The organism is Plantactinospora sp. WMMB782, assembly GCF_049179135.1.
Lineage (GTDB): Bacteria > Actinomycetota > Actinomycetes > Mycobacteriales > Micromonosporaceae > Plantactinospora.
On record NZ_JBMHMC010000007.1, the window covers coordinates 3,293,140 to 3,313,863 of the forward strand.

21 protein-coding genes are annotated in these 20,724 nt (G+C 70.7%); 18 read left to right on the plus strand and 3 right to left on the minus strand.

The window, feature by feature from the left end:
• Nucleotides 1-72: 72 nt before the first annotated feature.
• The 15 genes from ACN28A_RS17060 (at nt 73) to ACN28A_RS17130 (ending at nt 13,032) form a co-directional block, all read left to right on the plus strand.
• The gene (locus ACN28A_RS17060; RefSeq protein WP_421396397.1) at nt 73-885 is read left to right on the plus strand and encodes a DUF2993 domain-containing protein; all 813 of its coding nucleotides are present in this window, start codon (nt 73-75) and stop codon (nt 883-885) included.
• 97 nt (nt 886-982) lie between these two features.
• Complete coding sequence (locus tag ACN28A_RS17065; protein ID WP_311202345.1) at nt 983-1,060, plus strand: Ms5788A family Cys-rich leader peptide; 78 nt, start codon at nt 983-985, stop codon at nt 1,058-1,060.
• Between the two features lie 171 nt (nt 1,061-1,231).
• Complete coding sequence (locus ACN28A_RS17070; protein ID WP_421396398.1) at nt 1,232-2,080, plus strand: sulfurtransferase; 849 nt, start codon at nt 1,232-1,234, stop codon at nt 2,078-2,080.
• Nucleotides 2,081-2,085: 5 nt separating this feature from the next.
• The gene (locus ACN28A_RS17075) at nt 2,086-2,406 is read left to right on the plus strand and encodes a DUF1416 domain-containing protein (RefSeq protein ID WP_421396400.1); all 321 of its coding nucleotides are present in this window, start codon (nt 2,086-2,088) and stop codon (nt 2,404-2,406) included.
• 264 nt (nt 2,407-2,670) lie between these two features.
• Entirely contained in the window at nt 2,671-3,882 is a 1,212-nt protein-coding gene (locus ACN28A_RS17080; RefSeq protein WP_421396401.1) for a right-handed parallel beta-helix repeat-containing protein, read from the plus strand.
• 94 nt (nt 3,883-3,976) lie between these two features.
• Nucleotides 3,977-4,777, plus strand: coding sequence for an ABC transporter ATP-binding protein (locus ACN28A_RS17085; protein WP_421396402.1), 801 nt, complete (start codon nt 3,977-3,979; stop codon nt 4,775-4,777).
• Between the two features lie 8 nt (nt 4,778-4,785).
• Nucleotides 4,786-5,547: an ABC transporter permease gene (locus ACN28A_RS17090; RefSeq protein WP_421396403.1), complete on the plus strand. Its 762-nt coding sequence runs from the start codon at nt 4,786-4,788 to the stop codon at nt 5,545-5,547.
• A 36-nt stretch (nt 5,548-5,583) separates the two neighbouring features.
• Nucleotides 5,584-6,372: a MerR family transcriptional regulator gene (locus ACN28A_RS17095; protein ID WP_421396404.1), complete on the plus strand. Its 789-nt coding sequence runs from the start codon at nt 5,584-5,586 to the stop codon at nt 6,370-6,372.
• 111 nt (nt 6,373-6,483) lie between these two features.
• The gene (locus ACN28A_RS17100) at nt 6,484-7,389 is read left to right on the plus strand and encodes a hypothetical protein (RefSeq protein ID WP_421396405.1); all 906 of its coding nucleotides are present in this window, start codon (nt 6,484-6,486) and stop codon (nt 7,387-7,389) included.
• 34 nt (nt 7,390-7,423) lie between these two features.
• A complete protein-coding gene (locus ACN28A_RS17105; RefSeq protein WP_421404454.1) occupies nt 7,424-8,845 on the plus strand; it encodes an isoprenylcysteine carboxylmethyltransferase family protein in 1,422 nt (473 codons plus the stop codon).
• Entirely contained in the window at nt 8,740-9,381 is a 642-nt protein-coding gene (locus ACN28A_RS17110) for a TetR/AcrR family transcriptional regulator (protein WP_421396406.1), read from the plus strand. The genes ACN28A_RS17105 and ACN28A_RS17110 overlap by 106 nt, the downstream gene beginning before the upstream one ends.
• 253 nt (nt 9,382-9,634) lie before the next feature.
• A complete protein-coding gene (locus ACN28A_RS17115; RefSeq protein WP_421396407.1) occupies nt 9,635-10,939 on the plus strand; it encodes a serine hydrolase domain-containing protein in 1,305 nt (434 codons plus the stop codon).
• 120 nt (nt 10,940-11,059) lie between these two features.
• Nucleotides 11,060-11,593: a signal peptidase I gene (lepB, locus tag ACN28A_RS17120; protein WP_421396409.1), complete on the plus strand. Its 534-nt coding sequence runs from the start codon at nt 11,060-11,062 to the stop codon at nt 11,591-11,593.
• 144 nt (nt 11,594-11,737) lie between these two features.
• A complete protein-coding gene (locus tag ACN28A_RS17125) occupies nt 11,738-12,589 on the plus strand; it encodes an LLM class flavin-dependent oxidoreductase (RefSeq protein ID WP_421396410.1) in 852 nt (283 codons plus the stop codon).
• Nucleotides 12,586-13,032 (plus strand): nucleoside deaminase, encoded by a 447-nt coding sequence (locus tag ACN28A_RS17130; protein WP_421396411.1) that lies wholly within the window; start codon nt 12,586-12,588, stop codon nt 13,030-13,032. Before ACN28A_RS17125 ends, ACN28A_RS17130 begins: the two co-directional genes overlap by 4 nt.
• On the opposite strand, the gene ACN28A_RS17135 is transcribed toward ACN28A_RS17130, so the two are convergent.
• Complete coding sequence (locus ACN28A_RS17135) at nt 13,029-13,682, minus strand: GIY-YIG nuclease family protein (RefSeq protein ID WP_421396412.1); 654 nt, start codon at nt 13,680-13,682, stop codon at nt 13,029-13,031. The two genes, ACN28A_RS17130 and ACN28A_RS17135, sit on opposite strands and share 4 nt — an antisense overlap.
• A gap of 131 nt (nt 13,683-13,813) precedes the next feature.
• Between ACN28A_RS17135 and ACN28A_RS17140 the strand changes: the two genes are divergently transcribed.
• The 3 genes from ACN28A_RS17140 to ACN28A_RS17150 all read left to right on the plus strand — a co-directional run bounded on the left by ACN28A_RS17140 (nt 13,814) and on the right by ACN28A_RS17150 (nt 18,455).
• A complete protein-coding gene (locus ACN28A_RS17140; RefSeq protein WP_421396413.1) occupies nt 13,814-14,206 on the plus strand; it encodes a metalloregulator ArsR/SmtB family transcription factor in 393 nt (130 codons plus the stop codon).
• Nucleotides 14,203-14,682: an SRPBCC family protein gene (locus tag ACN28A_RS17145; protein WP_421396414.1), complete on the plus strand. Its 480-nt coding sequence runs from the start codon at nt 14,203-14,205 to the stop codon at nt 14,680-14,682. The genes ACN28A_RS17140 and ACN28A_RS17145 overlap by 4 nt, the downstream gene beginning before the upstream one ends.
• A 281-nt stretch (nt 14,683-14,963) precedes the next feature.
• Nucleotides 14,964-18,455, plus strand: coding sequence for a DEAD/DEAH box helicase family protein (locus tag ACN28A_RS17150; RefSeq protein ID WP_421396416.1), 3,492 nt, complete (start codon nt 14,964-14,966; stop codon nt 18,453-18,455).
• A gap of 22 nt (nt 18,456-18,477) precedes the next feature.
• Here ACN28A_RS17150 and ACN28A_RS17155 read toward each other — a convergent pair whose 3' ends face one another.
• Both ACN28A_RS17155 and ACN28A_RS17160 read right to left on the minus strand, forming a co-directional pair.
• A complete protein-coding gene (locus ACN28A_RS17155; RefSeq protein WP_421396418.1) occupies nt 18,478-19,065 on the minus strand; it encodes a DNA/RNA helicase domain-containing protein in 588 nt (195 codons plus the stop codon).
• A 120-nt stretch (nt 19,066-19,185) separates the two neighbouring features.
• Nucleotides 19,186-19,773 carry a hypothetical protein gene (locus ACN28A_RS17160; protein ID WP_421396419.1) on the minus strand — a complete coding sequence of 196 codons (588 nt, stop codon included), beginning with the start codon at nt 19,771-19,773 and terminating at the stop codon, nt 19,186-19,188.
• Nucleotides 19,774-20,724: the final 951 nt, after the last annotated feature.

Below are 20,724 nucleotides of genomic sequence, written 5' to 3' on the forward strand. Positions count from 1 at the left end.
CCGCCCCGGCGGTTGGAGATGTGCCCGATCGGGTAGATAGGGGCGTCGACGGGACCGGAGCAGGGAGGCGGCGTGGCGGACAGCTATCCGGTGCAGGACGAGGCGTACGGCGAGAAGCCCCGCCGCCGCAGGGGACGGCGTGCGCTCGTCGTCCTGGTCATCCTGCTCCTGGTGCTCGCCGGGCTGCTGGTGGTGGCCGACCGGGTCGCCGCCGGGGTCGCCGAGCGGATGGTCGCCGAGCAGGTCGACAAGGAGATCTCCCGGAAGAACATCCAGTCCACGGCGCCGGAGGTGACCGTCGGCGGCTTCCCGTTCCTGACCCAGGTGCTGGACGGCCGGTACGACTCGGTGAAGGTGCTGCTCCGGGACGTACAGGGGCCGGTGGAGGGCACGGAGGCGACGGTGAAGGTGCCGGAGCTGACGGTGGACGCCCGGGACGTGACCGCGTCGCTGGACACGCTCCGCTCCGGCCAGGGAGAGGTCACCGCGAAGACGGTCCAGGGCACCGGCACGGTGACGTACGACAGTGTGGTGGCGCTGATCGACCGGCCCGGGGTGCAGTTGCGGGAGCAGGAGGGCAAGCTCGGCGTCACCGCCCCGGTGCAGGTGCCGATCATCAACCAGGAGTTGACCGTCCAGGGCACCGCGAACGTGACGGTCGACGGCGACGACATCGTGATCGCCTTCGACCGGCTCAGCTCCGCCGACCTGCCGGACAACCCGGTGATCCAGACCTTCGTCAACAACTTCGCCCGGCAGCTCACGGTCCGGGTGCCACTGCCGCCGCTGCCGTTCGCGCTGCAACTGCACGAGGTACGGCCACTGCCGAACGGGCTGTCCGTCACCGCCAGCGCCAGCGACGTGGCGCTGAGCGAGGTCAGCTGAACGGGCTGGGTCGCCTGCCAGGTCGGCGTTGCCGGGCGATCCCGGATCGTGGTTGGTCATGTGTAACGCCCTCGTCGCACTGGTAAGCTCCCCGTTCATGGGGACGCTCCTCACCAAACGGCGCGCGGTCGACCTGTGCCGCGTGGCCACCTGCCTGTGTCGCCCCGTCATCTGACGGCGGGGCTGTCCTGCGTACCCTCTGACGCCTTTCCCCACGCCCGGCAGCGGCGCCGTCGCACGTACCCGTGATCCCATCCTTCTGGGTCCCGCGCGTGACATGCGACAACCACATCGGTCGATATCCACGCGCAGGCTCACACACGTATCCTCACCAAGGAGTGATCTGATGAGTCGCGACACCGCACTCGTCTCGGCCGACTGGGCCGAGAAGAACCTCGACGCTCCCGGCGTGGTCTTCGTCGAGGTCGACGAGGACACCACCGCCTACGACGGCGGGCACATCGCCGGTGCGATCAAGCTCGACTGGAAGACCGACCTCCAGGACCCGGTCCGCCGGGACTTCGTCAACAAGGCCCAGTTCGAGGCGCTGCTCTCCGAGCGCGGCATCTCCAACGACGACGTCGTCGTGCTCTACGGCGGCAACAACAACTGGTTCGCCGCCTACGCGTACTGGTACTTCAAGCTCTACGGCCACCGCGACGTGAAGCTGCTCGACGGCGGCCGCAAGAAGTGGGAGCTGGACGCCCGTCCGCTGGTCACCGAGACCGTCTCCCGCCCCGCCACCCAGTACGTCGCGCAGGAGCCGGACCTGTCGATCCGGGCCTTCCGCGACGAGGCGGTCGCCGCGATCGGCAGCAAGAACCTGGTCGACGTGCGCTCCCCCGACGAGTACGCCGGACGGTTGCTCGCCCCGGCCCACCTGCCGCAGGAGCAGGCGCAGCGGGCCGGGCACATCCCGACCGCGATCAGCGTGCCGTGGTCGAAGGCGGCGAACGAGGACGGCACCTTCAAGTCCGACGACGAGCTGCGCAGGATCTACGGCGAGGCGGGGCTGGACGGCGGCCGGGACACCATCGCGTACTGCCGGATCGGCGAGCGCTCCTCGCACACCTGGTTCGTGCTCAAGGAGCTGCTCGGGCACCAGAACGTGAAGAACTACGACGGATCCTGGACCGAGTACGGCTCGCTCGTCGGCGTGCCGGTGGCGCTCGGCGACGAGCCGGGGGAGGCGTGAGCACCATGACCGCTCCGATCGCCGCCGGCTGCGCGGCACCCGACCAGGCGGCTCCGCTGCCGGCGAGCCTGGACCTGGAGAAGGAAACCGTGATCACCGGGGTCGTCAGCGCCGAGAACGGCGACCCGGTTCCCGGGGCGTACGTCCGGCTGCTCGACTCCACCGGCGAGTTCACCGCCGAGGTGGTGACCTCGCCGGCCGGGCAGTTCCGGTTCTTCGCGGCGCCCGGCACCTGGACGCTGCGGGCGCTCTCCCGGCACGGCAACGGCGACCTCTCGGTCACCGCCGGCCGGGGCATCAACGAGGTGACCGTCACGGTCGCCTGACCTTCCCCGACCAGGACAGTCCACCGGGCTCGGCCCGCGTCGCCCCGGCGATGCCGGCCGGGCCCGGTTTTCTGCCCGCCCTGCCCGCCCTGCCCGCCCTGCCCGCCCTGCCCGCCCTGCCCGCCCTGCCCGGCCGGCATCCTGTCCCACCGTCGTCCCGCCGCGCCGTCGGCAGAGGTGGCGGAAGGAGCGGTCGCCTCCCTAGGATCCGTGCACCGTCCACGGCGGACGGTTGTCGTGGTGGCAGATTCACGGGGAGGCACCATGGGTACCGTCGAGCCAGCTCAGGCGTCGGGCCAGCCGTCGGAGCCGGCGTCCGGCCCGAAGCGGCCCGGCCGGCCGGACCGGACGGAGCGGGCGGGATTCGGCCGACGGGCGCTCTTCGCCGGTGGCGCCGGAGCGGCGCTGGCGACGACGATGCCCGTTCCGGCCCGCGCCGCCGCCATGGTGGTCGAGGGGCCGCTGAGCCTGCGTGATCCCCGGGTCGGCTGCCTGCTGGACGGCGGGGACGAGGCGGCGAAGCTGACGGCCGCCTTCGCGCTGCTGCCCTCCGGCGGGGAGCTGTACCTGCCACCCGGCGTGCTCGGCCTCGGTGCCGAGGTGACCCTGCCGGCCAACGTCTCGCTCACCGGCGCGAACCTCGGTGCGTCGGTGGTCCGCCCGGCGGCCGGCTACACCGGCCGGCTGGTCGGCACCGGCGGCTGGAACCGGATCTCGCACCTGAAGTTCGACGGAAGGCTGAGTTCCGGGGTACTGCTGACCATCCGCCGGCCCCGGTCGATGTTCAGCCAACTGCACCTGACCAGCTCGGGATCGCACGCGATCGAGTTCGTCGGCACCGCCGAGAACAGTTCCGCGCACGCCAACAAGCTCACCGACATCAACATCGACGACTGCCTGGGCACCGGCATCGTGATCGGCCCGTACGGCTACGACAACGAGTTCCTGAACACCTGGATCGGGGAGTGCCAGGTGGGGATGCGCATCTCCACCGGCGCCTGTCTCTTCGAGAACCTGCACGTCTGGGGCTGCCGGGGCAACGGGGTCGAGTTGCGGCGCGGCGCCGACAGCACGGTCTTCCAGAACGTCTACCTGGAGTCGAACGGCACCGGCGGGACGGGCAGCGGGATCAACGCCTGGCAGGTCACCGGTACCCAGGTCGTCGGCGGGCGGCTGTGGCGCAACGCGACCAACGGGGCCAGTTTCGACGCCTGTCCGCGTACCCGGGTGATGGGGCTGGACGTCCACGAGAACGGCGACGCGGGGGTGCGCGGGCACGACTCGGCGTACTGCCAGGTGGTCGGGAACCAGTTCTACGACCTCGGCACGCCCAAGCGGCAGGGCAGGCCGGTCATCACCAGCGGCACCAGCGACCGCTGGCTGATCAGCGACAACGTGATGCTCGCCGCCGACCACCTCCGGGGCGGGAAACTGCTTGTCGGCGCCGACAACCTGATCGGCGGCAACCTGGAGTAGCGAAGAGCCGGGCGGTCGGCTCCGGGGAAGTGAGCCGGGGCACACCAACGCGGGCTTGACCCTGACGCTACGTCAACCCTCCACGCTTGTCGCCATGAGCGTTGCGTCGACCACCGAGCGGGCCCGGGGGCCAGCGATCCAGGTACGCGGCCTGGAGAAGTCATACAAGGAGTTGCGCGTACTGCGCGGCGTGGACCTCGAAGTGGCCAGGGGCAGCATTGTCGCCCTGCTCGGCTCCAACGGGGCGGGCAAGACCACGCTGGTGCGGATCCTGGCCACGCTGCTGCGGGCCGACGCGGGAACGGCCCGGGTCGAGGGCTTCGACGTCGCGACCCAGGCCGCCGAGGTACGCGGGGCGATCAGTCTCACCGGGCAGTTCGCGGCGGTCGACGAGATCCTCACCGGGCGGGAGAACCTCGTCCTGGTCGCCAGGCTGCGGCACCTCAAGGACCCGGGTGCGATCGCGGACGACCTGCTGCGGCGCTTCTCGCTGACCGAGGCGGGGGGCCGGCGGGCGGCGACCTACTCCGGTGGCATGCGCCGCCGCCTGGACATCGCGATGAGCCTGATCGGGAGCCCGCCGGTCGTCTTCCTCGACGAGCCGACGACCGGGCTGGACCCGGAGGCCCGGATCGAGGTGTGGCAGGCCGTCCGGCAGCTCGCCGAGGGCGGCACGACGGTGCTGCTCACCACGCAGTACCTGGAGGAGGCCGAACAGCTCGCCGACCGGATCGCGATCCTGCACCAGGGCCGGATCATCGTCGACGGCACCCTTGCCGAACTCAGGCAGCTGCTGCCGCCGGCCAAGGCCGAGTACGTCGAGCGGCAGCCGTCCCTGGAAGAGATCTTCTTCGCGGTCGTCGGCGGCGCCGGCGCGGGCCGGGACGAGAGGTAGGGACGACCATGACCACGCATTTCCTCGCCGACACCGCCGTGCTCACCGGACGGACGATGCGGCACGTCACGCGCAGCCTCGACACCATCGTCACGACCGCGATCACGCCGATCGCCATCATGCTGATGTTCGTCTACGTCTTCGGCGGCGCGATCGACACCGGGCCGGTCTCGTACGTGGACTACATGCTCCCCGGCATCCTGCTGATCACCATCGCGTCGGGCATCTCCTACACCGCGTTCCGCCTCTTCTCGGACATCAAGGGTGGGATCTTCGAGCGGTTCCAGTCGATGCCGATCGCGCGGTCGGGCGTGCTCTGGGCGCACGTCCTCACCTCGCTGCTGGCCAACGTGATCTCCCTGGTGCTCGTGGTCGGTGTCGCCCTGCTGATGGGCTTCCGCTCGGGCGCCGGGGTGCCGGCCTGGCTCGCGGTGGCCGGCATCCTGATCCTGTTCACCCTGGCGCTGACCTGGCTCGCCGTGATCCCCGGCCTCACCGCACAGTCCGTGGAGGGCGCCAGCGCGTTCTCGTACCCGCTGATCTTCCTGCCGTTCGTCAGCTCGGCCTTCGTGCCCACCGGGACCATGCCCGGCCCGGTACGCGCCTTCGCCGAACACCAGCCGGTGACCTCCATCGTCAACACGATCCGGGCCCTGTTCACCGAGCAGCCGGTCGGCAACGACATCTGGACCGCCCTCGCCTGGTGCGTCGGCATCCTCGTCGTCGCCTACCTGTTCGCCAACATCTCCTACCGGCGCAGGATCTCCTGAGCCGGCGTCGGCGGCGAGGTGGGGCAGGATCAGGGCATGCTGACGATCGGTCAACTGGCGGCGTACGCCGGTGTCACGGTGCGGGCGGTGCGGCACTACCACCAGATCGGCCTGCTGCCCGAGCCGGCCCGGGACGATTCGGGTTACCGGCGGTACGGCGCGACGGCGGTGGTGGCTCTCATCAAGATCCGCACCCTCGCCAACGCCGGCGTACCGCTGGCCCGGATCGGTCAGCTGCTCGAAGCCGACGAATCGAGCTTCGCCGAGGCTGTCGAGGGGATCGACAGCCAACTGCGCGGCGAGATCGACCGGCTGGAGACCAGCCGGAAGCAGATCGCGCAGCTCACCGCCGGGGACAGTCTGATGCTTCCGCCGGAGGTGACCGCCTATCTCGATCGGCTGCGGGAGATGGGGGTGGCGGAGCCGGTCGTGCAGGGTGAGCGGGACGGGTGGATCCTGCTGGAGGCTCGCTGGCCCGATCGCATCCGCGAGCTCATGCCGGAGAAGTTCGCGCAGCTCGACGACCCCCGCCAGGTCCAGCTCTACCGGCTCATCTCACAGCTCGTCGAGAGCGATCCGTCCGACGCAGGTGGCGAGTCGCGGTTGGTGGAACTCGCCGACCTGATGGCCGGCCTGTTGGAGCAGGCGTACGCGGCCGGCGAGGCCGATATCGGCGAGGCGATGGGCGACGCTCTGCCGTTCGAGCTGATGCACGGACTCGCCGTCGAGACCGACCCTCGGGCGCGCCGGTTGCTGGAGCTGATGCGCGAGCGCGGCTGGGCCGGCTGGACCCGGCTGGAGCGGCTGGCCGAGCCGCCCGGCTGACCCGCCGCGAGCGACCGCGAGGGACGCCGGACGAGTGGTTGAGCGATCGCTCAAACTCGGCTAGCCTGAGTTTTGAGCGATTGCTCAAACGGCGTGCTACGGGGTGAGCGGATGGACGGGCGGGACGAGGCACGAGCAGGTCGGCGGAGCCGGGCGAACTGGATCCTCGCCGGCCTGATCGCCGGGGTCGGCGTGGTCGCCTTCGTCTGCACCGTACGGGCCGGGCGGGCCGACAGCGCCCTGCTCTTCGTCGGGCTGCCGATGCTGCTCGCCACGGCACTGGCGCTGACGCCGGCGCGGACCACCCACGGCCGGGTCTTCCTGGTCACCACGATCGTGCTGCTGCTCGCCTCGGTGGCCCTGCACGAGGGTGCCATCTGCGTCGTGCTCGCCGCCCCACTGGTGTACGCGGTGGTGCACGGCAGCACCGCACTGATCCGCTGCGTCCGCTCGGCGTCGTCGACCCGGGCCTACGGCGCGGTGCTGCTCCCGCTGCTGCTTCTCGGCGGCTTCGAGGGCGCCGCGGACGGGTTCCGGCTCGCGCCGGACCAGTCGGTCGAGACGGTACGGGTGGTAGCGGTTCCGGCCGGTGAACTCGCCGGCCGGTTGGCCGCCGGCCCCCGACCCACCGGGGTCCGGTCCGTTCCACTGCGGATGCTCGGCGTGCCCGTGCCGCGGCACGTCCACGGGACCGGGCTGGAGGTCGGCGACCGGTGGACGTTCGGCTACCACGGCACGTCGCACGGGCCCGGCGGTCAACTTGTCGCCGAGGTCGACTCGGTGGCGCCGGACCGGATCGGCTTCCGGTTCGTCGAGGACACCTCGATCACCGGTCGGTGGTTGACCTGGCAGCGGGCCGAGCTGCGCTGGCGGGCCGTCGACGCCGGGCACAGCGAGATCCGGCTGACCGTCGGCTACCAGCGGGGTCTGGACCCCTCCTGGTATTTCGGGCCGCTCCAGGACGCACTGCTGCACGAGGGGACCGGCCACCTGCTCGACATGCTCGGCCTGCGATGACGCCACCACCGGCGACGGCGGTGACCGGGTGGGCATGACGGCGGCCCGCTACCTGTGCCTGCTGGTCCCCGTGGCGCTGACCCTCGGCGCGGGCCGGTTGGAGCGTGGCCGCGATGCCAGGTTCGCCGCGCTGCTCGCCTTCGTCACCGCGGCGGTCGGGATCGCCGGCCTGACCGAACTGGCCCGGCGCACCCGGTGGTACGCGTTCGCCCCGGTCGACGGCGCGTTCCGGGGCATGCCTGTCGACCTGTGGCTCGGCTGGGCGCTGCTGTGGGGACCGCTGCCGGTGCTGCTGCGCCGGACGGTGCCGCTGCCGGTGGCGCTCGGCCTGCTCGGCTGGCTCGACGCGGTGACGATGCCGCAACTGCACCCGCTGGTCCAGCTCGGGCCGTCCTGGTTGGCCGGTGAGTTCGTCGGCCTGCTCCTGGTGGCACTGCCCGCCCAGTTGCTCGGCAGGTGGAGCGCCGACCGGCGCCGGCTGACCGCCCGGGTACTGCTGCAACTCGTCGTCTTCACCGCGCTGGTGCTGTGGCTGCTGCCCACCGTGGTCTTCGAGGTCGGCGACGGCTCGTGGGCGCGGATCGGCCGACTGCCGGAGTCCTGGCTGTTCGTGCTGGCCCAACTCGGCCTGCTGGTGGCCGTACCGGCACTGGCGGCGGTGCGGGAGTTCGCGGTCCGGGGTGGCGGGACGCCGTACCCGTGGGACCCGCCGCGCCGGCTGGTCACCACCGGGCCGTACGCCTACGTCGGCAACCCGATGCAGCTCAGTACCGTCGGCCTGCTCCTGCTGCTGGCGTCGGCCGCCGGCAGCGGCTGGCTCGCCGCCGCCGCGCTGGCCACCGTGGCGTTCGGGATCAGCGTGGCCGGCCCGCACGAGCGACGGGACCTCGAAGACCGGTACGGGCCGGACTGGCGCCGGTACCGGTCCCAGGTCCGCGACTGGTTGCCGCGCCGGCGACCGTACCCGTCGGACGGGCCGGCGGCGCTGCTCTGGCTGGACGACGACTGCGGACCGTGCGCCGCCGTGGGCGGTTTCCTGGACCGGCGCGAGCCGCGCGGGCTCCGCCTCCGCCCGGCCGCGGAGCACCCGGCCGGACTGCGCCGGGCCCGGTACGCGGGCGGCGACGGCCACCAGGAACAGGGGGTCGCCGCCGTCGCCCGCGCACTGGAGCACGTCAGCCTGGGCTGGGCCTGTCTGGGCTGGTCGCTGCGGTTGCCGGGAGTGGCCTGGCTGGCCCAACTGGTGACCGATGCGATGATCGCACCACCGCATCCGGCCCGGCCGCCGGGAGCGGCACCGCCGGCAGCAGCGCCCCGGCCGGCCGGGCAGGCGCGTCCGCGAGGAGAGGGATGTCCGACACCAAGCAGCGACTTCTCGACGGTGCCCTCGCCGCCATCAGCGCACACGGCATCGCCGGGGTTTCCGCCCGGACCATCGCCAGCGCCGCCGGGGTGAACCAGGCGCTCGTCTTCTACCACTTCGGCAGCGTGGACGAACTGCTGGCGGCGGCCTGCACGGTCAACACCGCCGCCCGGGTCCGGGCCTACTCCGCCCGCTTCGCCGAGGTACGCACGCTGCGCGAACTCCTCGACGTCGGCCGTACGCTGCACGAGCGGGAGAAGGAACTCGGGCACGTCTCGGTGCTCGCGCAACTGCTGGCCGGCGCCCAGACCGACCGGCGGCTTGCCGAGTCGGTCGCCGCCGCCCTGCGGCTCTGGGTCGCCGAGATCGAGACCGTGCTCCGCCGGCTGCTCACCGGGTCGCCGTTCGCCGACGTCGCCGATGTCGGCGGGCTGGCTCGGGCGGTCTCCGGGGCGTTCGTCGGGCTCGAACTCTACGAGGGCGTGGACGAGGCGGGTGCGGACCAGGCGTTCGCCGCGCTCGAACAGCTCGCCCTGCTCGTCGACGTCGTGGACGAGCTGGGTCCGGTACCCCGGCGGGCGCTGAAGGCCACGGTCGAGCGCGCGGCCCGGCGTACCCGGGAGTCCTGACCCGGGCCGGGCGCGCCGGCTGCGGCGGCGCTGTCCCGGTCCGGGCGCCGTGCGCGGCCGCTCTGACCGGTCCGGGCGCCGCTCGGCTGCGGCGGCATGTCGCGGAACGGAGACTGTCGAGCTGCCCCGTCCGTGCACCCGCCGGGTGGGCGGCTAGGTAGGGCTGGCACTACCTCACCGGTAGTGCAGTCCGATCGCGGATTGGTCAGTGAGCTGCAATGACCTTGCCGACGGAAGTCGACAGGATCGATGCATGACGACGACAGAACAAACGCCCACCAGGAAGTCACGTCCGATCCGGATGGCCGCGATCCTGGTGACGGCCGCCGCCGCGCTGACCGCGACCGGTGTCGGCACCGCCGCTGCCGTGCTGGCCGACGAGCGCCCTGAGGTGTCCAGCCCGGCCAGGCCCGGCAATCCCGCCCGGAACGCCGTGATGGAGGACGTCGCCCGCAGCATGATGGCGGCCGGTCCGCCCGGGTTCGCCTCGCGGATCGGCAAGGACCACCGGGTGAGCCGGACGGCCGCCGGGCTCGCGGACATCGCCACCGAGCGGCCGATGGCCCCGCGCGACCAGTTCGAGGCGGGCAGCAACACGAAGACCTTCACGGCGGTCCTCGCCCTGCAACTGGTGGACCGGGGGCAACTCAAGCTGGACGCGCCGGTCTCGCGGTATCTGCCGGGCGTCGTCCCGAACGGCCGGAACATCACTGTCCGGATGCTGCTCAACCACACCAGCGGGCTGTTCAGCTACACCGCCGACGAGGAGTTCATGGCCGGCGTGGTGAGCGATCCGCAGCGGGTGTGGACCGACCGGGAACTGCTCGCCGTGGCGTTCGAACACGAGCCGAACTTCCCGCCGGGCAAGGACTGGTCCTACTCCAACACCAACTACACCCTGCTCGGGATGATCCTGGAGAAGCTGACCGGCAAGAGCCTGCCGGTACTGGTGCGGCAGCGCATCGCCGAACCCCTCGGCCTCAGGCACACCTACTACGCCAACCCCCGCGCCGTGCACACCGGGCCGGGCTACGCCCACGGCTACGGGGTGAAGCTCGCCGGCCCGGAGCCGGTCTACGTCGACACGGCCAGCTGGCCGATCGGTGGCTGGGGCGGTGCCGCCGGGGCCATCATCTCGAACACCGACGACCTCTCCCGGTTCTTCTCCGCCGTACTCCAGGGCAAGCTCTTCTCGAAGGCGCAGCTCGAGCAGATGAAGACCACCGTCGCGCTGCCGGAGGGCTTCGGCATGAAGGGCGGCTACGGGCTCGGCCTGGTCAGGCTCGACTCGGCCTGCGGCACGGTGTGGGGCCACGGCGGTGACACCCTCGGGCACCACAGCATCGCGCTGGCCACCGCCGACGGCCGGCGTACCGTGGTCAGCGTCGCCAACGCCGAGCCCATCGACGCCGAGCCGAACGCCCGGTGGGACCACTACTACAGGGTGGCGATGGCCGCGACCGACGCGTCCGTCTGCGCGACGCTCGACAAGCCGGTCCCGGAGTCCGTGCTGGCGGACCTGCACAGCGAGGCGCCTGCCCTGGCCGGCACGAAGTAACTCCGCTCTCGCATCGTCCCGACGCCTCCCGGTGCTCCTCGCCGGGAGGCGTCGGGACGTTCACGTCCGAGTGTCGGTCGAGGGCCGCGCGGCACCGCCGCTTCTGGCAACATCCGTCGGATGCGCAGACTGCTGGTGCTTCTTCTCGTGATGCTTGTCGCGGGCTGCGGCGACGGTGACGGTGACGGTGACGAGACCGGGACGGGAGCCACCGTACAGTTCACCCAGGGCGGCGTCAGTATGGAGCCGACGGTCGAGGCCGGCCAGGTTGTCACCGTACGGACGGTCGCCGGCACCTACGAGCCGCGCCGCGGCGATGTCGTCCTGCTCCGATCCCCCGGCGGTCTCTGGGGCGACCGCAAGGCGCCGCTGCTCAAACGCGTCGTCGCGGTCGGCGGCGAAACCATCGCCTGCTGCGACACCTCGGGCAGGGTGACCGTCGACGGCAAGGCACTGGCCGAGCCGTACGTGACCGAGGACGCGTCGCTCGACGAGCCGCCGGACCCGAACCACTGCGGCCCGCGCCGGTTCGTCGCGGTCACCGTGCCGGCCGACTCCGTCTTCGTCATGGGCGACAGCCGCGCCCGGTCGAACGACTCCCGGTGTGCCGGGCCGGTGCCGGTGTCATCGGTCCTCGCCGTGATGGCCGACTGAGACCAGCGCGCACCCGACACCTGGCCGGGACCTACCGGGTGGCCGACCCTGATCCAGGATCTGCCGGCGGGTCCACGGCAGGAACGAGGAAAGGCAGGGATCATGTCGTTCGCAAGCTGCGGTCGGGCTGACTAGCCTGGGACCGTGCGACTCGGCGTGAACGTACCGAACTTCGCCCCAGGGACCGACCCGGACATGCTGCGGCGGTGGGCGCAGACGATCGAGGGTCTCGGCTTCGACCTGCTGATGGTCTCCGACCACATCGCCGTGACCCCGGACGTGGCCGAGCAGTATCCGGCGCCGTTCTACGAGCCGTTCACCACGCTGTCCTGGCTGGCCGGGGTGACCCACCGGGTCCGGCTGGGCACCACGGTGCTGATCGTTCCGTACCGGCATCCGCTGCTCACCGCCCGGATGGCGGCGAACCTCAACCGGCTCAGCGCCGGCCGGCTCGTCCTCGGCGTCGGTGTCGGCTGGGCCCGGCAGGAGTTCGAGGCGCTCGGCGTACCGTTCCGGCGGCGGGGGGCGCTCACCGACGAGTACCTCCAGGCGATGCGGGACGCCTGGCGGGACAACGACGACTACGACACGGCGGCGATCCCGATCTGGGTCGGCGGCAACAGCGACGCGGGCATCCGTCGGGCCGTACTGCTCGGTGACGCCTGGCATCCGCTGCGGTTCACACCCGGATGGTTGACCGGGGCGGTCGGGCGGCTGAAGACCACCGCCGACGAACTGGGCCGCCCGGTGCCCGCGTTGATGCCGCGCATCGCGGTGCGGGAGACCCGGGAAGCGGTCACCGACCCGGAACGGCTCGCCGGGGTCGGCACCCTCGACCAGATCGTCGCCGACATCGAGCAGATCCGCCTGCTCGGCGCCGATACGGTGCTGCTGGACCCGTTCAACGGCGACCTGGCCGAGATCCGTCGGCCCGAACGTGCCTGGCAGACCCTCGCGGCCCTGGCCGCGTACCAGAAATCCCAGGAGGACCGATGACTTCCGACGACGAGAAGTTGACTTCCGACGACGAGAAGTTCCTCCGCCGTGCGGTGGAACTCGCGAACCGGGCCGGAGCCTCCGGCGAACGGCCGTTCGGCTCGCTGCTTGTCGGTGCGGACGGCACCGTCCTGATCGAGGACCACAACACGGTGGTCTCCGACTCGGACATCACCGCCCATCCGGAGCTGAAGCTGGCCCGCTGGTCCGCTCGGGAACTCACCCCCGAGGTGGCAGCCGCCACCACCATGTTCACCAGTTGCGAGCCCTGCCCGATGTGTGCGACAGCGATCGCCCGGTCCGGTCTCGGTCGGGTGGTGTACGCCCTGTCCGCCGAACAGTTCGAGCAGGTGAAGCCGGCCACCCCGCCGCTTGCGCCGGTCCGGTACGAGGGGCCGGCGCTGTTCGACGAGGCCCGCCAGCCGATCGACAACTATTACTAGGGCTCACAGATGTCCTGCCGCGGGCTCGCGGGCGGGGCTTCCCGCTCCTGCCGGGCCGGGCGGCTGCTGGTGTCGTAGGCATTCTTCGCGGCGACCACGGTCGCCTGGACGTGTTCGGGGTCGACGCCGTGCACGTTGAGCGGTGGGTGCAGGCGCCGGACGAGTTCGGCTTCGACGATCCCGGGCTCCGCGTCCTCGGCCCAGGTGAGGCGCAGGTGCGTGTGCATCCACGCGGTCAGTCGTGCCTCGTCCTCGGGGACCAGGACGACGCGGTCGGTCCAGGTCGTCCGGTAGCCCTCGGCCACGAGGAGTCCGGCCAGGGTCCGGCGCAGCGTCGAGCTTCCTGAGCGCCGGAGGTGGTTGCGCAGGATCCGGCCCCGCAGGCTGGTCGCCCGGCCGAGGTAGAGCAGCCGTAGCGAGGGGATGGTCCCGTTCGGCGGGCCGGGGAGGTCGGGAAGGGTCGAAGGAGCGGCCCACCAGGCGTAGACGCCGCTGCCGCGGCTGAGTCGCCTGACGGCGACGTCGAGTTCGAGTGGCGCGCCGGACAGCAGGCGCAGGGCCTCCGTGACCCGGGCCTCGTCAGTCCGGACGTCGTCGGTGCGGGGATCGTTGGTGCGGCGATCGTTGGGTCGCATCTCGGAGGTGTTCATCGGTGCGATGTTAGGCGTCGAGAGGTGCGCACCGGACGGGCTGGGGGTTTACGGCCGGGGACCGTGCCGACGGTGGTACCGACCGGCCACCACCATCGACAGAAGCGTAACCTACAGGTTACGCTTCTGTCGTGGACGAGGTGGTGAACGCGGTCGCCGATCCGGTGCGGCGGGAGATCCTGCTGATGCTGCGCGAGGAGCCGCTCTCGGCCGGGCAGGTCGCCGACCGGTTCGTGATCAGCAGGCCGGCGGTCAGCCGTCACCTGCGGGTGCTGCGCGAGGCCGGGCTGGTGCGCGACACGGCAGACGGACGTCGGCGTGTCTACACGCTGGTCACCGCGCCACTCGACGAGCTGACCGGGTGGCTGGGTCGGCTGATGCGCCCGTCCGGCTGGCAGCACCGCCTCGACGCGCTGGAGACCGAGGTCTACCGCACCCGCCGCGAGCGGCACACGGCGGCCGAGCGGCACGAAACCCACCCAACCACCGAGCGGCAACACCCAGCTCAGAAGGAGACCGCATGAGCCCGACACCGACCGGCCGACTGTTCGGCGACGACCTCGTCCTGACCCGCACCTTCCGGGCTCCCGTCGCCGACGTCTGGGCCAGTCTCACCGACCCGGCGCGGACGGCACGCTGGTTCGGCCCCTGGCAGGGCGACGCGGCACCGGGACGCACCGTCAAGGTCCAGATGGTGCACGAGGACGGTGAGCCCTGGATGGAGCTGACCATCGACGCGTGCGAGCCACCGCGCCGGCTGGCGGTTTCCGCCGTGGACGAGTACGGAACCTGGAACCTGGACATGACGCTGGCCGAGGACGCGGGAGTGACCGAGCTGCGGTTCACGCAGCACCTGACCGACACCGGGAGCGTCGGCGACGTCGGACCGGGCTGGGAGTACTACCTGGACGCGCTGGTGGCGTCGCACGAGGGTCGACCGGCGCCGAACTTCGACGACTACTACCCGGCGATGAAAGATTACTTCGAGGCGCAGCGATAGGCGATCCGCCCATTGCCGAAGGTGGGATATCCGGCCGCCCGCGGTCGGTGGTGGCCGTCCGGTGTCGGCTTCTCGACACTGCCGACCGGTCCCCACCGACCGGATCGCCGGTGCGTCTGACATTCTGATCAATATTTGCCTGAGCAGCCGATATTCATCGGCTCCGTAACGAGTGGGCGGCCCTGGGCCGCTTATTTTGTCGGTCGTTCGTGGGTCTTCGTCACCACTCGCCGCGCACTATCCTGACCTGTTCGCCGACGGCTACGGAGCGAGTGGGACTCATGGATCCTCGGTACACACGCAAACTGGCGGAGCAGTCCGCCAACTTCGGTTTCCTGCAAGCGCACCCACTGCTGCTCTGGTATGGCGCCAGTGCCGAATCACTTGTCTATGTGGACGCCCAGGCGGCCATGTTCAAGACCCGCACCTTCGGCGACGTGCTGGCCCGGGACCTGGTACGCCGTACCGGGGCGAATCCGGCGGGTGGGAGCTTCTTCCACCAGGTGCAGGCGCTCAACGCCAGCGGTGCGCTGGTGCCGCACATCTTCGCCGCCTTCAACCGGCTGCGCGACGTCGGAAACAGGGCGGTGCACGACCACCTGGGCGAGGTGCGCAGCGCGCTGGACCTGTTGCGGACCAGTTTCGAACTCGGCGTGTGGTTCCACCGGGCACTGACCGGGGACCGTACCCCGATCGGTTTCGTGCCGCCGAGCCCGCCGCCGCGGCAGGTCCCGCAGTCGGTGGTGGACGGGTTGCACGCCGAGCTCCGGCGCTATCAGGAGGAGTTGGCGCAGACCAAGCTGCTGCTGGCCGGCAGGAAGTCGCTCGCCGCCGCCAGGGCGGAGGCGGTCGCGGCGGCGGACCGGGCGGTACGCGAGGCGGACGCGCGCCGGGAGACCACCGTCGACCTGGTCGCCACCCTGGAAGCGCAGGCCGAGCACGCGCAGCGGGAGTTCGACAACCGCAAGCCGGTCCGGGTCTCGGCGGCCAAGCGGGAGGAGTTCATCTCCCGGGCCCGGCGCGCGTCCCGGGAGCCGCTCAACGAGTGGCAGACCCGGCAGGAGATCGACCGGCAGCTCGCGGCGGCCGGCTGGGTCGTCCAGCACGAGAACCAGCTCAACCTCTTCGCCGGGCAGGGGATCGCCGTCCGCGAGGTCACCCTCGCCGCCGGCCGGGCCGACTATCTGCTGTACGTCGACCAGAAGCTCGTCGGGGTCGTCGAGGCGAAGCGGGAGGGGACCGCGCCCCGAAACGCCGAGGCACAGTTGGACCGCTACCGGGGCGGGTTGACCGCCGAGCAGCGGATCCGGGCGTGGCGGCGGGACGAGCCGCTGCCGTTCGGCTACCTGGCCACCGGCACCGAGACGGCGTTCGTGAACGGATTGGACCCGTCTCCGCGTACCCGGGAGGTTTTCGCCTTCCACCGGCCCGCGACGTTGGCGCGGTGGATGCGGGAGGCGGACGACGACCCGGCGGCGCCGACGCTGCGGGCCAGGTTGCGCGCGATGCCGGCGCTCGACGGCGCCGGGTTGCGGCCGGCGCAGGTCGACGCGATCCGGGGGCTGGAGCGGTCGCTGTCGCAGGACCGGTCCCGGTCGCTGATCCAGATGGCGACCGGCGCCGGCAAGACGTTCACCGCCGTGACCGGCAGCTACCGGCTGTTCCGGCACGCCCGGGCCAACCGGATCCTGTTCCTGGTTGACCGCAACAACCTCGGCAAGCAGACCCTCCGGGAGTACGCCGCCTACCAGACCCCCGGGGACGGGCGGAAGTTCACCGAGCTGTACAACGTCGACCGGCTCGCCGGGGCGGGCATGCTCGGCTCGTCGAAGGTCGTCATCTCCACCATCCAGCGCCTCTACGGGGCGCTGCGCGGCAGCGACCTGCCGGACGTCGACACCGACGACCAGGCGTACGACGACTACGAGTTGGACGAGCCGGCCGAGGTCGGCTACAACCCGGATATCCCGCCGGAGACGTTCGACCTGATCGTGGTGGACGAGTGCCACCGCTCGATCTACGGCAAGTGGCGGGCGGTGCTCGAATACTTCGACGCGTTCACGGTCGGCCTTACCGCGACCCCGGTGAAGCAGACCATGGGCTTCTTCCAGCAGAACCTCGTCTCGGAATACACCTACGAGCAGGCGGTCGCCGACGGCGTCAACGTCGACTTCGACGTGTACCGGATCAAGACGCAGATCACCGGGTCCGGGGAGCGGATCGAGGCCGGCACGGTGGTGCCGCTGCGGGACCGGCGGACCCGGTCCGAGCGCTACCAGGAGCTGGAGGACGACTTCGCGTACGAGGGTGGTCAGGTCGGGCGGTCGGTCATCTCCCGGGGACAGCTCCGGCTGGTGCTGGAAACCTTCCGGGACCGGCTGTTCGTCGAGATCTTCCCCGGGCGGTCGAAGGTGCCGAAGACGCTGATCTTCGCGCGGGACGACAACCACGCCGAGGAGATCGTCAAAATGGTCCGCGAGGTCTTCGCCCGGGGCAACGACTTCGCGCAGAAGATCACCTATGCCTCGCGGCGGGAGGGGAACAACCCAGACGACCTGATCCAGGCGTTCCGGAACAGCCCCGAGCTGCGGATCGCCGTCACCGTCGACATGATCGCCACCGGCACCGACGTACGCCCGCTGGAGTGCGTCTTCTTCCTCCGCCCGGTGCGCAGCGCCACCTACTTCGAGCAGATGAAGGGGCGGGGCGCCCGGACCATCGACCCGGCCGAGTTCCAGGCGGTGACCGAGGACGCCGAGGTGAAGGACCGGTTCGTTCTCGTCGACGCGGTCGGGGTGACCGAGGCCGACCTGGACGAGGCGGTACCCCTGGAACGGCACACCGACCGGCAGGTGTCGCTGAGCCAGTTGCTCGGCAAGGCGGGCCGGCTCAGCGCCACCCCGGACGAGGTGGCCACCCTCGCGTCCCGGCTCTCCCGGCTGGGCCAGCAGCTCACCGAGGAGGAGAAGCGCGAGCTTGACGAGCTGGCCGGTCAGCCGATGAACGACATCGTGCGCGGCCTGGTCGACGCGGTCGCGCCGGAACAGTTGAACGCCGCCCGGGAGGCCGGCCCGGAGGCGGTGCGCGGGCTGATGGCGACCGCGCTGCGACCGCTGGCCGCCAAGCCGGAGCTGCGGGACCGGATCATGGAGATCCGGCGGGCGCACGACATCGTCATCGACGAGGGCAACCTCGACACGCTGCTGGAGGCGCGCGGGGTGCCGCTGGAGGAGCGGGCCCAGGTGACCGTGCGGAGCTGGCACGACTATCTGGACACGCACCGGGACGAGATCACCGCGTTGCAGGTCTTCTACGAGGGGAAGGGGCGGGTCGGGTTCGACCAGCTCAAGGAGTTGGCGGCCAGGATCGCCCGGCCGCCGCAGGCATGGACCCCGGACTCGCTCTGGCAGGCGTACGTGCTGCTGGGGCGTACGGCGGCGGAGCCGGGGAACCGGGGGGTCACTGATTTGATCTCGCTGGTCAGGTACGAGCTGGGCATCGACGAGGAGCTGAAGCCGTACCGGTCGCTCGTCGAGGAACGTTTCCGAGGGTGGCTGCACCGGCAGCAGCAGGGCGGCGCTACGTTCACAGCCGACCAGGAGTGGTGGCTGGAGAGGATCAAGGACGTGATAGCGGTGAGCGTGGAACTCACGCCGGAGGACCTGGACGGAACTCCGTTCACCGAGCGGGGCGGGGTGGACGGGTACGTGAACGCCTTCGGCACCAGGGCCGCACCTCTGATCACCGAACTGAACCAGGAGTTGTCGGCGTGAGCGAAATTCCGAAGCGCTTGATCTAGTCCAATTCGGCGGGCTCACTCGGTTGAAGCGTTCGACTCTCCGCGGTTCGGCTCTGATGCCCGCGTCTTCTGCTGGTAGCCGAGTAGACGCCCGGTGCCTCCTGCGGCATTGTGTCCAAGGCAGAGGGGACAAGGCTGCGCAGAAAGTCCTGCGTCTCCTCGTCCACTGAGTAGATCAGGCACCCGCGCAGCCCCCGGGTGAGCAGCACCTTGTATGCGTTCCGGATCAACCTGTCAGCGTTACGAGCGATGCGAGGTCGGTCTGACGTGCCAATGATGGCGACGTCCTTGGAGCGGCTCGGCTGGCTGATGAATCGCCCGTCCCGCACCACCAGATCCTCGCCGAGGATCACTCCGGACCACTCGTACTCAAAGCCTTGCGCGGTGTAGATGCATCCAATCTGCTCGAATCCGCGCGGGTCAGTGGCCCAATAGGATCCTGCGGGCACATTCCGAGGCAGGTGATCGTCATGGGCGTTCCACGGGCGATGCCAGCTGCCGATTCGCACATCCGGCACCAGCCGACCTTGTTGGGGTCGCCTGGTCCATTCCCAGCAGAAGCCCGCCGAGATGCGGGCAGTCATACCAGCTACGGAAAGCGCCGTCACCGCAGTAGCGGACAGCACGGCGCCGTAGCGGGCCCGCGCAATGGGCGTTGCTTCAGGACCGCCGAGGGCCGGAGCGGTTCACAGCGGCGTCCACGGTCACCCGACCTCGACGACGATTTCCGTCCAGTTGCGCTGGTCCGCCGAGCCAGTTCCGAGGTAGAACCGGTGCGGGTGGGCCCAGTCGGTCAGCGTGAGGGCGCCGTCGCTGAGCAGGTCCACCCGGTTAAGTCCGCCCGGCAACCTTGGGTCGGTGTGCCAGCCGCCGTCGGCGGAGACGTACCCGAAGCCACCCGGACCGGCGACGGCGAGCCGGGCGCCCCCAGCCGCCGCAGCATAATACCGACCGGGCGCGGTCGGATGGCCGGTGGCCGGGATCTCCGCCCAGCGGTCGCCGACCTGCCGCCACAACCGGGGGAACGCCGCCGGTCGGGGAACCGGAACCAACCACGCGTCGGCTCCGTCCGGGCTGCCGTGCAGCGTCGCCCGGTCACCGGCGTCGAGAGGCGCCAGCCAGGTCCAGGTCCGTCCCCCATCCGCGCTGACCGCCGAGCGCAGCGTCGATGACTGCGGTTCGGCCCCGGCAGACTGATCCCAGCCGATCAGGACCAATTGCCCGGCCAGGGCGACCGCCTGCGGCCGACGCACGCTGAAGCCATTCAGGTCGAGCGGCATGCTCTGGCGCATCTCTGCTCCGGTCTTCAGATCCAGGCTCGATACCGCGTAGCTGGCACAGTCGTTCTCGGCCAGGTGCCGGGCGCATACGACGCGGGCGCTCGCAGGGACCTCCTGACCGACCGCACCCACCCCTGACGTCCTGGCGCGGTGCCGACTTCCGAATCCCACCGGCTCAACTGCAAAAGTCGCGCCGCCGTCCGTCGAACGGTGATAGCGCTGGCCGGCGTAGAGCAGCAGTTCCCGGGAGCCGAGCAAACTCAGCATCCAGTCGCCGGTCTCGATGCTCGGCAGGTTTCGTAAGCTCCAGGTCCGACCGCCGTCAGCGGTCGCTGCCAGCGCGCCGCGACAGCGCCGCTCGGGGAGCCGCTGTCCGTCCGAGGCGTGCCGGTAGGGGCAGTCGGAGAGTACGACGTAGCCGTGGATGGCGTCGTGGAAGACAAGCGAATACGGTCGCAGTCCTGACGAGTTCCGGACTACCGCGGTCCGACGTTCTATGGTGGAGCGGAGCGGTTGCACCGAGGCAGACGCCGTCGCCGTGCCCGATGACGGGCTTCCCGAGCTACCGGCCGATGGGACGGATTCTCGGTACTGATCACAACCAGCCATTACGACCGCCACCGTCAGCAGCACGGCCAGCACGGTCCGCTCGTTCATCCCACACCCCCGTCGACAGCACGGTTGACCGTTCTGCTTCGAGCGGACACTGTCCACGCAGCGATCGACCTTAACCGATCTGATGACCCGTGAGAGTCCGTTATCTGACGCAGCGTTACGACGTGCTGAGGACCGTACGACGCTTGTTCCGGCGTCGTCGGGTTTGGGACTACCGCTGGGATAGCCGACGCTGGCTGCGGGGGTCGGGACCCACTAGTGACCCGGCCGCCGGTGGTAGCACTCTGCAACTTGCCGCTGTACCGTCCGGAGTGTTGGTCCCGGAGATACGGCCCGGACCACCGTCAC

What these genes read in the sequence shown, in the direction of transcription:
- ACN28A_RS17065 (WP_311202345.1), top strand. Translation starts at nt 983, where the DNA reads ATGGGGACGCTCCTCACCAAACGGCGCGCGGTCGACCTGTGCCGCGTG.
- ACN28A_RS17070 (WP_421396398.1), top strand. Translation starts at nt 1,232, where the DNA reads ATGAGTCGCGACACCGCACTCGTCTCGGCCGACTGGGCCGAGAAGAAC.
- ACN28A_RS17075 (WP_421396400.1), top strand. Translation starts at nt 2,086, where the DNA reads ATGACCGCTCCGATCGCCGCCGGCTGCGCGGCACCCGACCAGGCGGCT.
- ACN28A_RS17080 (WP_421396401.1), top strand. Translation starts at nt 2,671, where the DNA reads ATGGGTACCGTCGAGCCAGCTCAGGCGTCGGGCCAGCCGTCGGAGCCG.
- ACN28A_RS17085 (WP_421396402.1), top strand. Translation starts at nt 3,977, where the DNA reads ATGAGCGTTGCGTCGACCACCGAGCGGGCCCGGGGGCCAGCGATCCAG.
- ACN28A_RS17090 (WP_421396403.1), top strand. Translation starts at nt 4,786, where the DNA reads ATGACCACGCATTTCCTCGCCGACACCGCCGTGCTCACCGGACGGACG.
- ACN28A_RS17095 (WP_421396404.1), top strand. Translation starts at nt 5,584, where the DNA reads ATGCTGACGATCGGTCAACTGGCGGCGTACGCCGGTGTCACGGTGCGG.
- ACN28A_RS17100 (WP_421396405.1), top strand. Translation starts at nt 6,484, where the DNA reads ATGGACGGGCGGGACGAGGCACGAGCAGGTCGGCGGAGCCGGGCGAAC.
- ACN28A_RS17105 (WP_421404454.1), top strand. Translation starts at nt 7,424, where the DNA reads ATGACGGCGGCCCGCTACCTGTGCCTGCTGGTCCCCGTGGCGCTGACC.
- ACN28A_RS17110 (WP_421396406.1), top strand. Translation starts at nt 8,740, where the DNA reads ATGTCCGACACCAAGCAGCGACTTCTCGACGGTGCCCTCGCCGCCATC.
- ACN28A_RS17115 (WP_421396407.1), top strand. Translation starts at nt 9,635, where the DNA reads ATGACGACGACAGAACAAACGCCCACCAGGAAGTCACGTCCGATCCGG.
- lepB (WP_421396409.1), top strand. Translation starts at nt 11,060, where the DNA reads ATGCGCAGACTGCTGGTGCTTCTTCTCGTGATGCTTGTCGCGGGCTGC.
- ACN28A_RS17130 (WP_421396411.1), top strand. Translation starts at nt 12,586, where the DNA reads ATGACTTCCGACGACGAGAAGTTGACTTCCGACGACGAGAAGTTCCTC.
- ACN28A_RS17135 (WP_421396412.1), bottom strand. Translation starts at nt 13,682, where the DNA reads ATGAACACCTCCGAGATGCGACCCAACGATCGCCGCACCAACGATCCC.
- ACN28A_RS17145 (WP_421396414.1), top strand. Translation starts at nt 14,203, where the DNA reads ATGAGCCCGACACCGACCGGCCGACTGTTCGGCGACGACCTCGTCCTG.
- ACN28A_RS17150 (WP_421396416.1), top strand. Translation starts at nt 14,964, where the DNA reads ATGGATCCTCGGTACACACGCAAACTGGCGGAGCAGTCCGCCAACTTC.
- ACN28A_RS17155 (WP_421396418.1), bottom strand. Translation starts at nt 19,065, where the DNA reads ATGACTGCCCGCATCTCGGCGGGCTTCTGCTGGGAATGGACCAGGCGA.
- ACN28A_RS17160 (WP_421396419.1), bottom strand. Translation starts at nt 19,773, where the DNA reads ATGCGCCAGAGCATGCCGCTCGACCTGAATGGCTTCAGCGTGCGTCGG.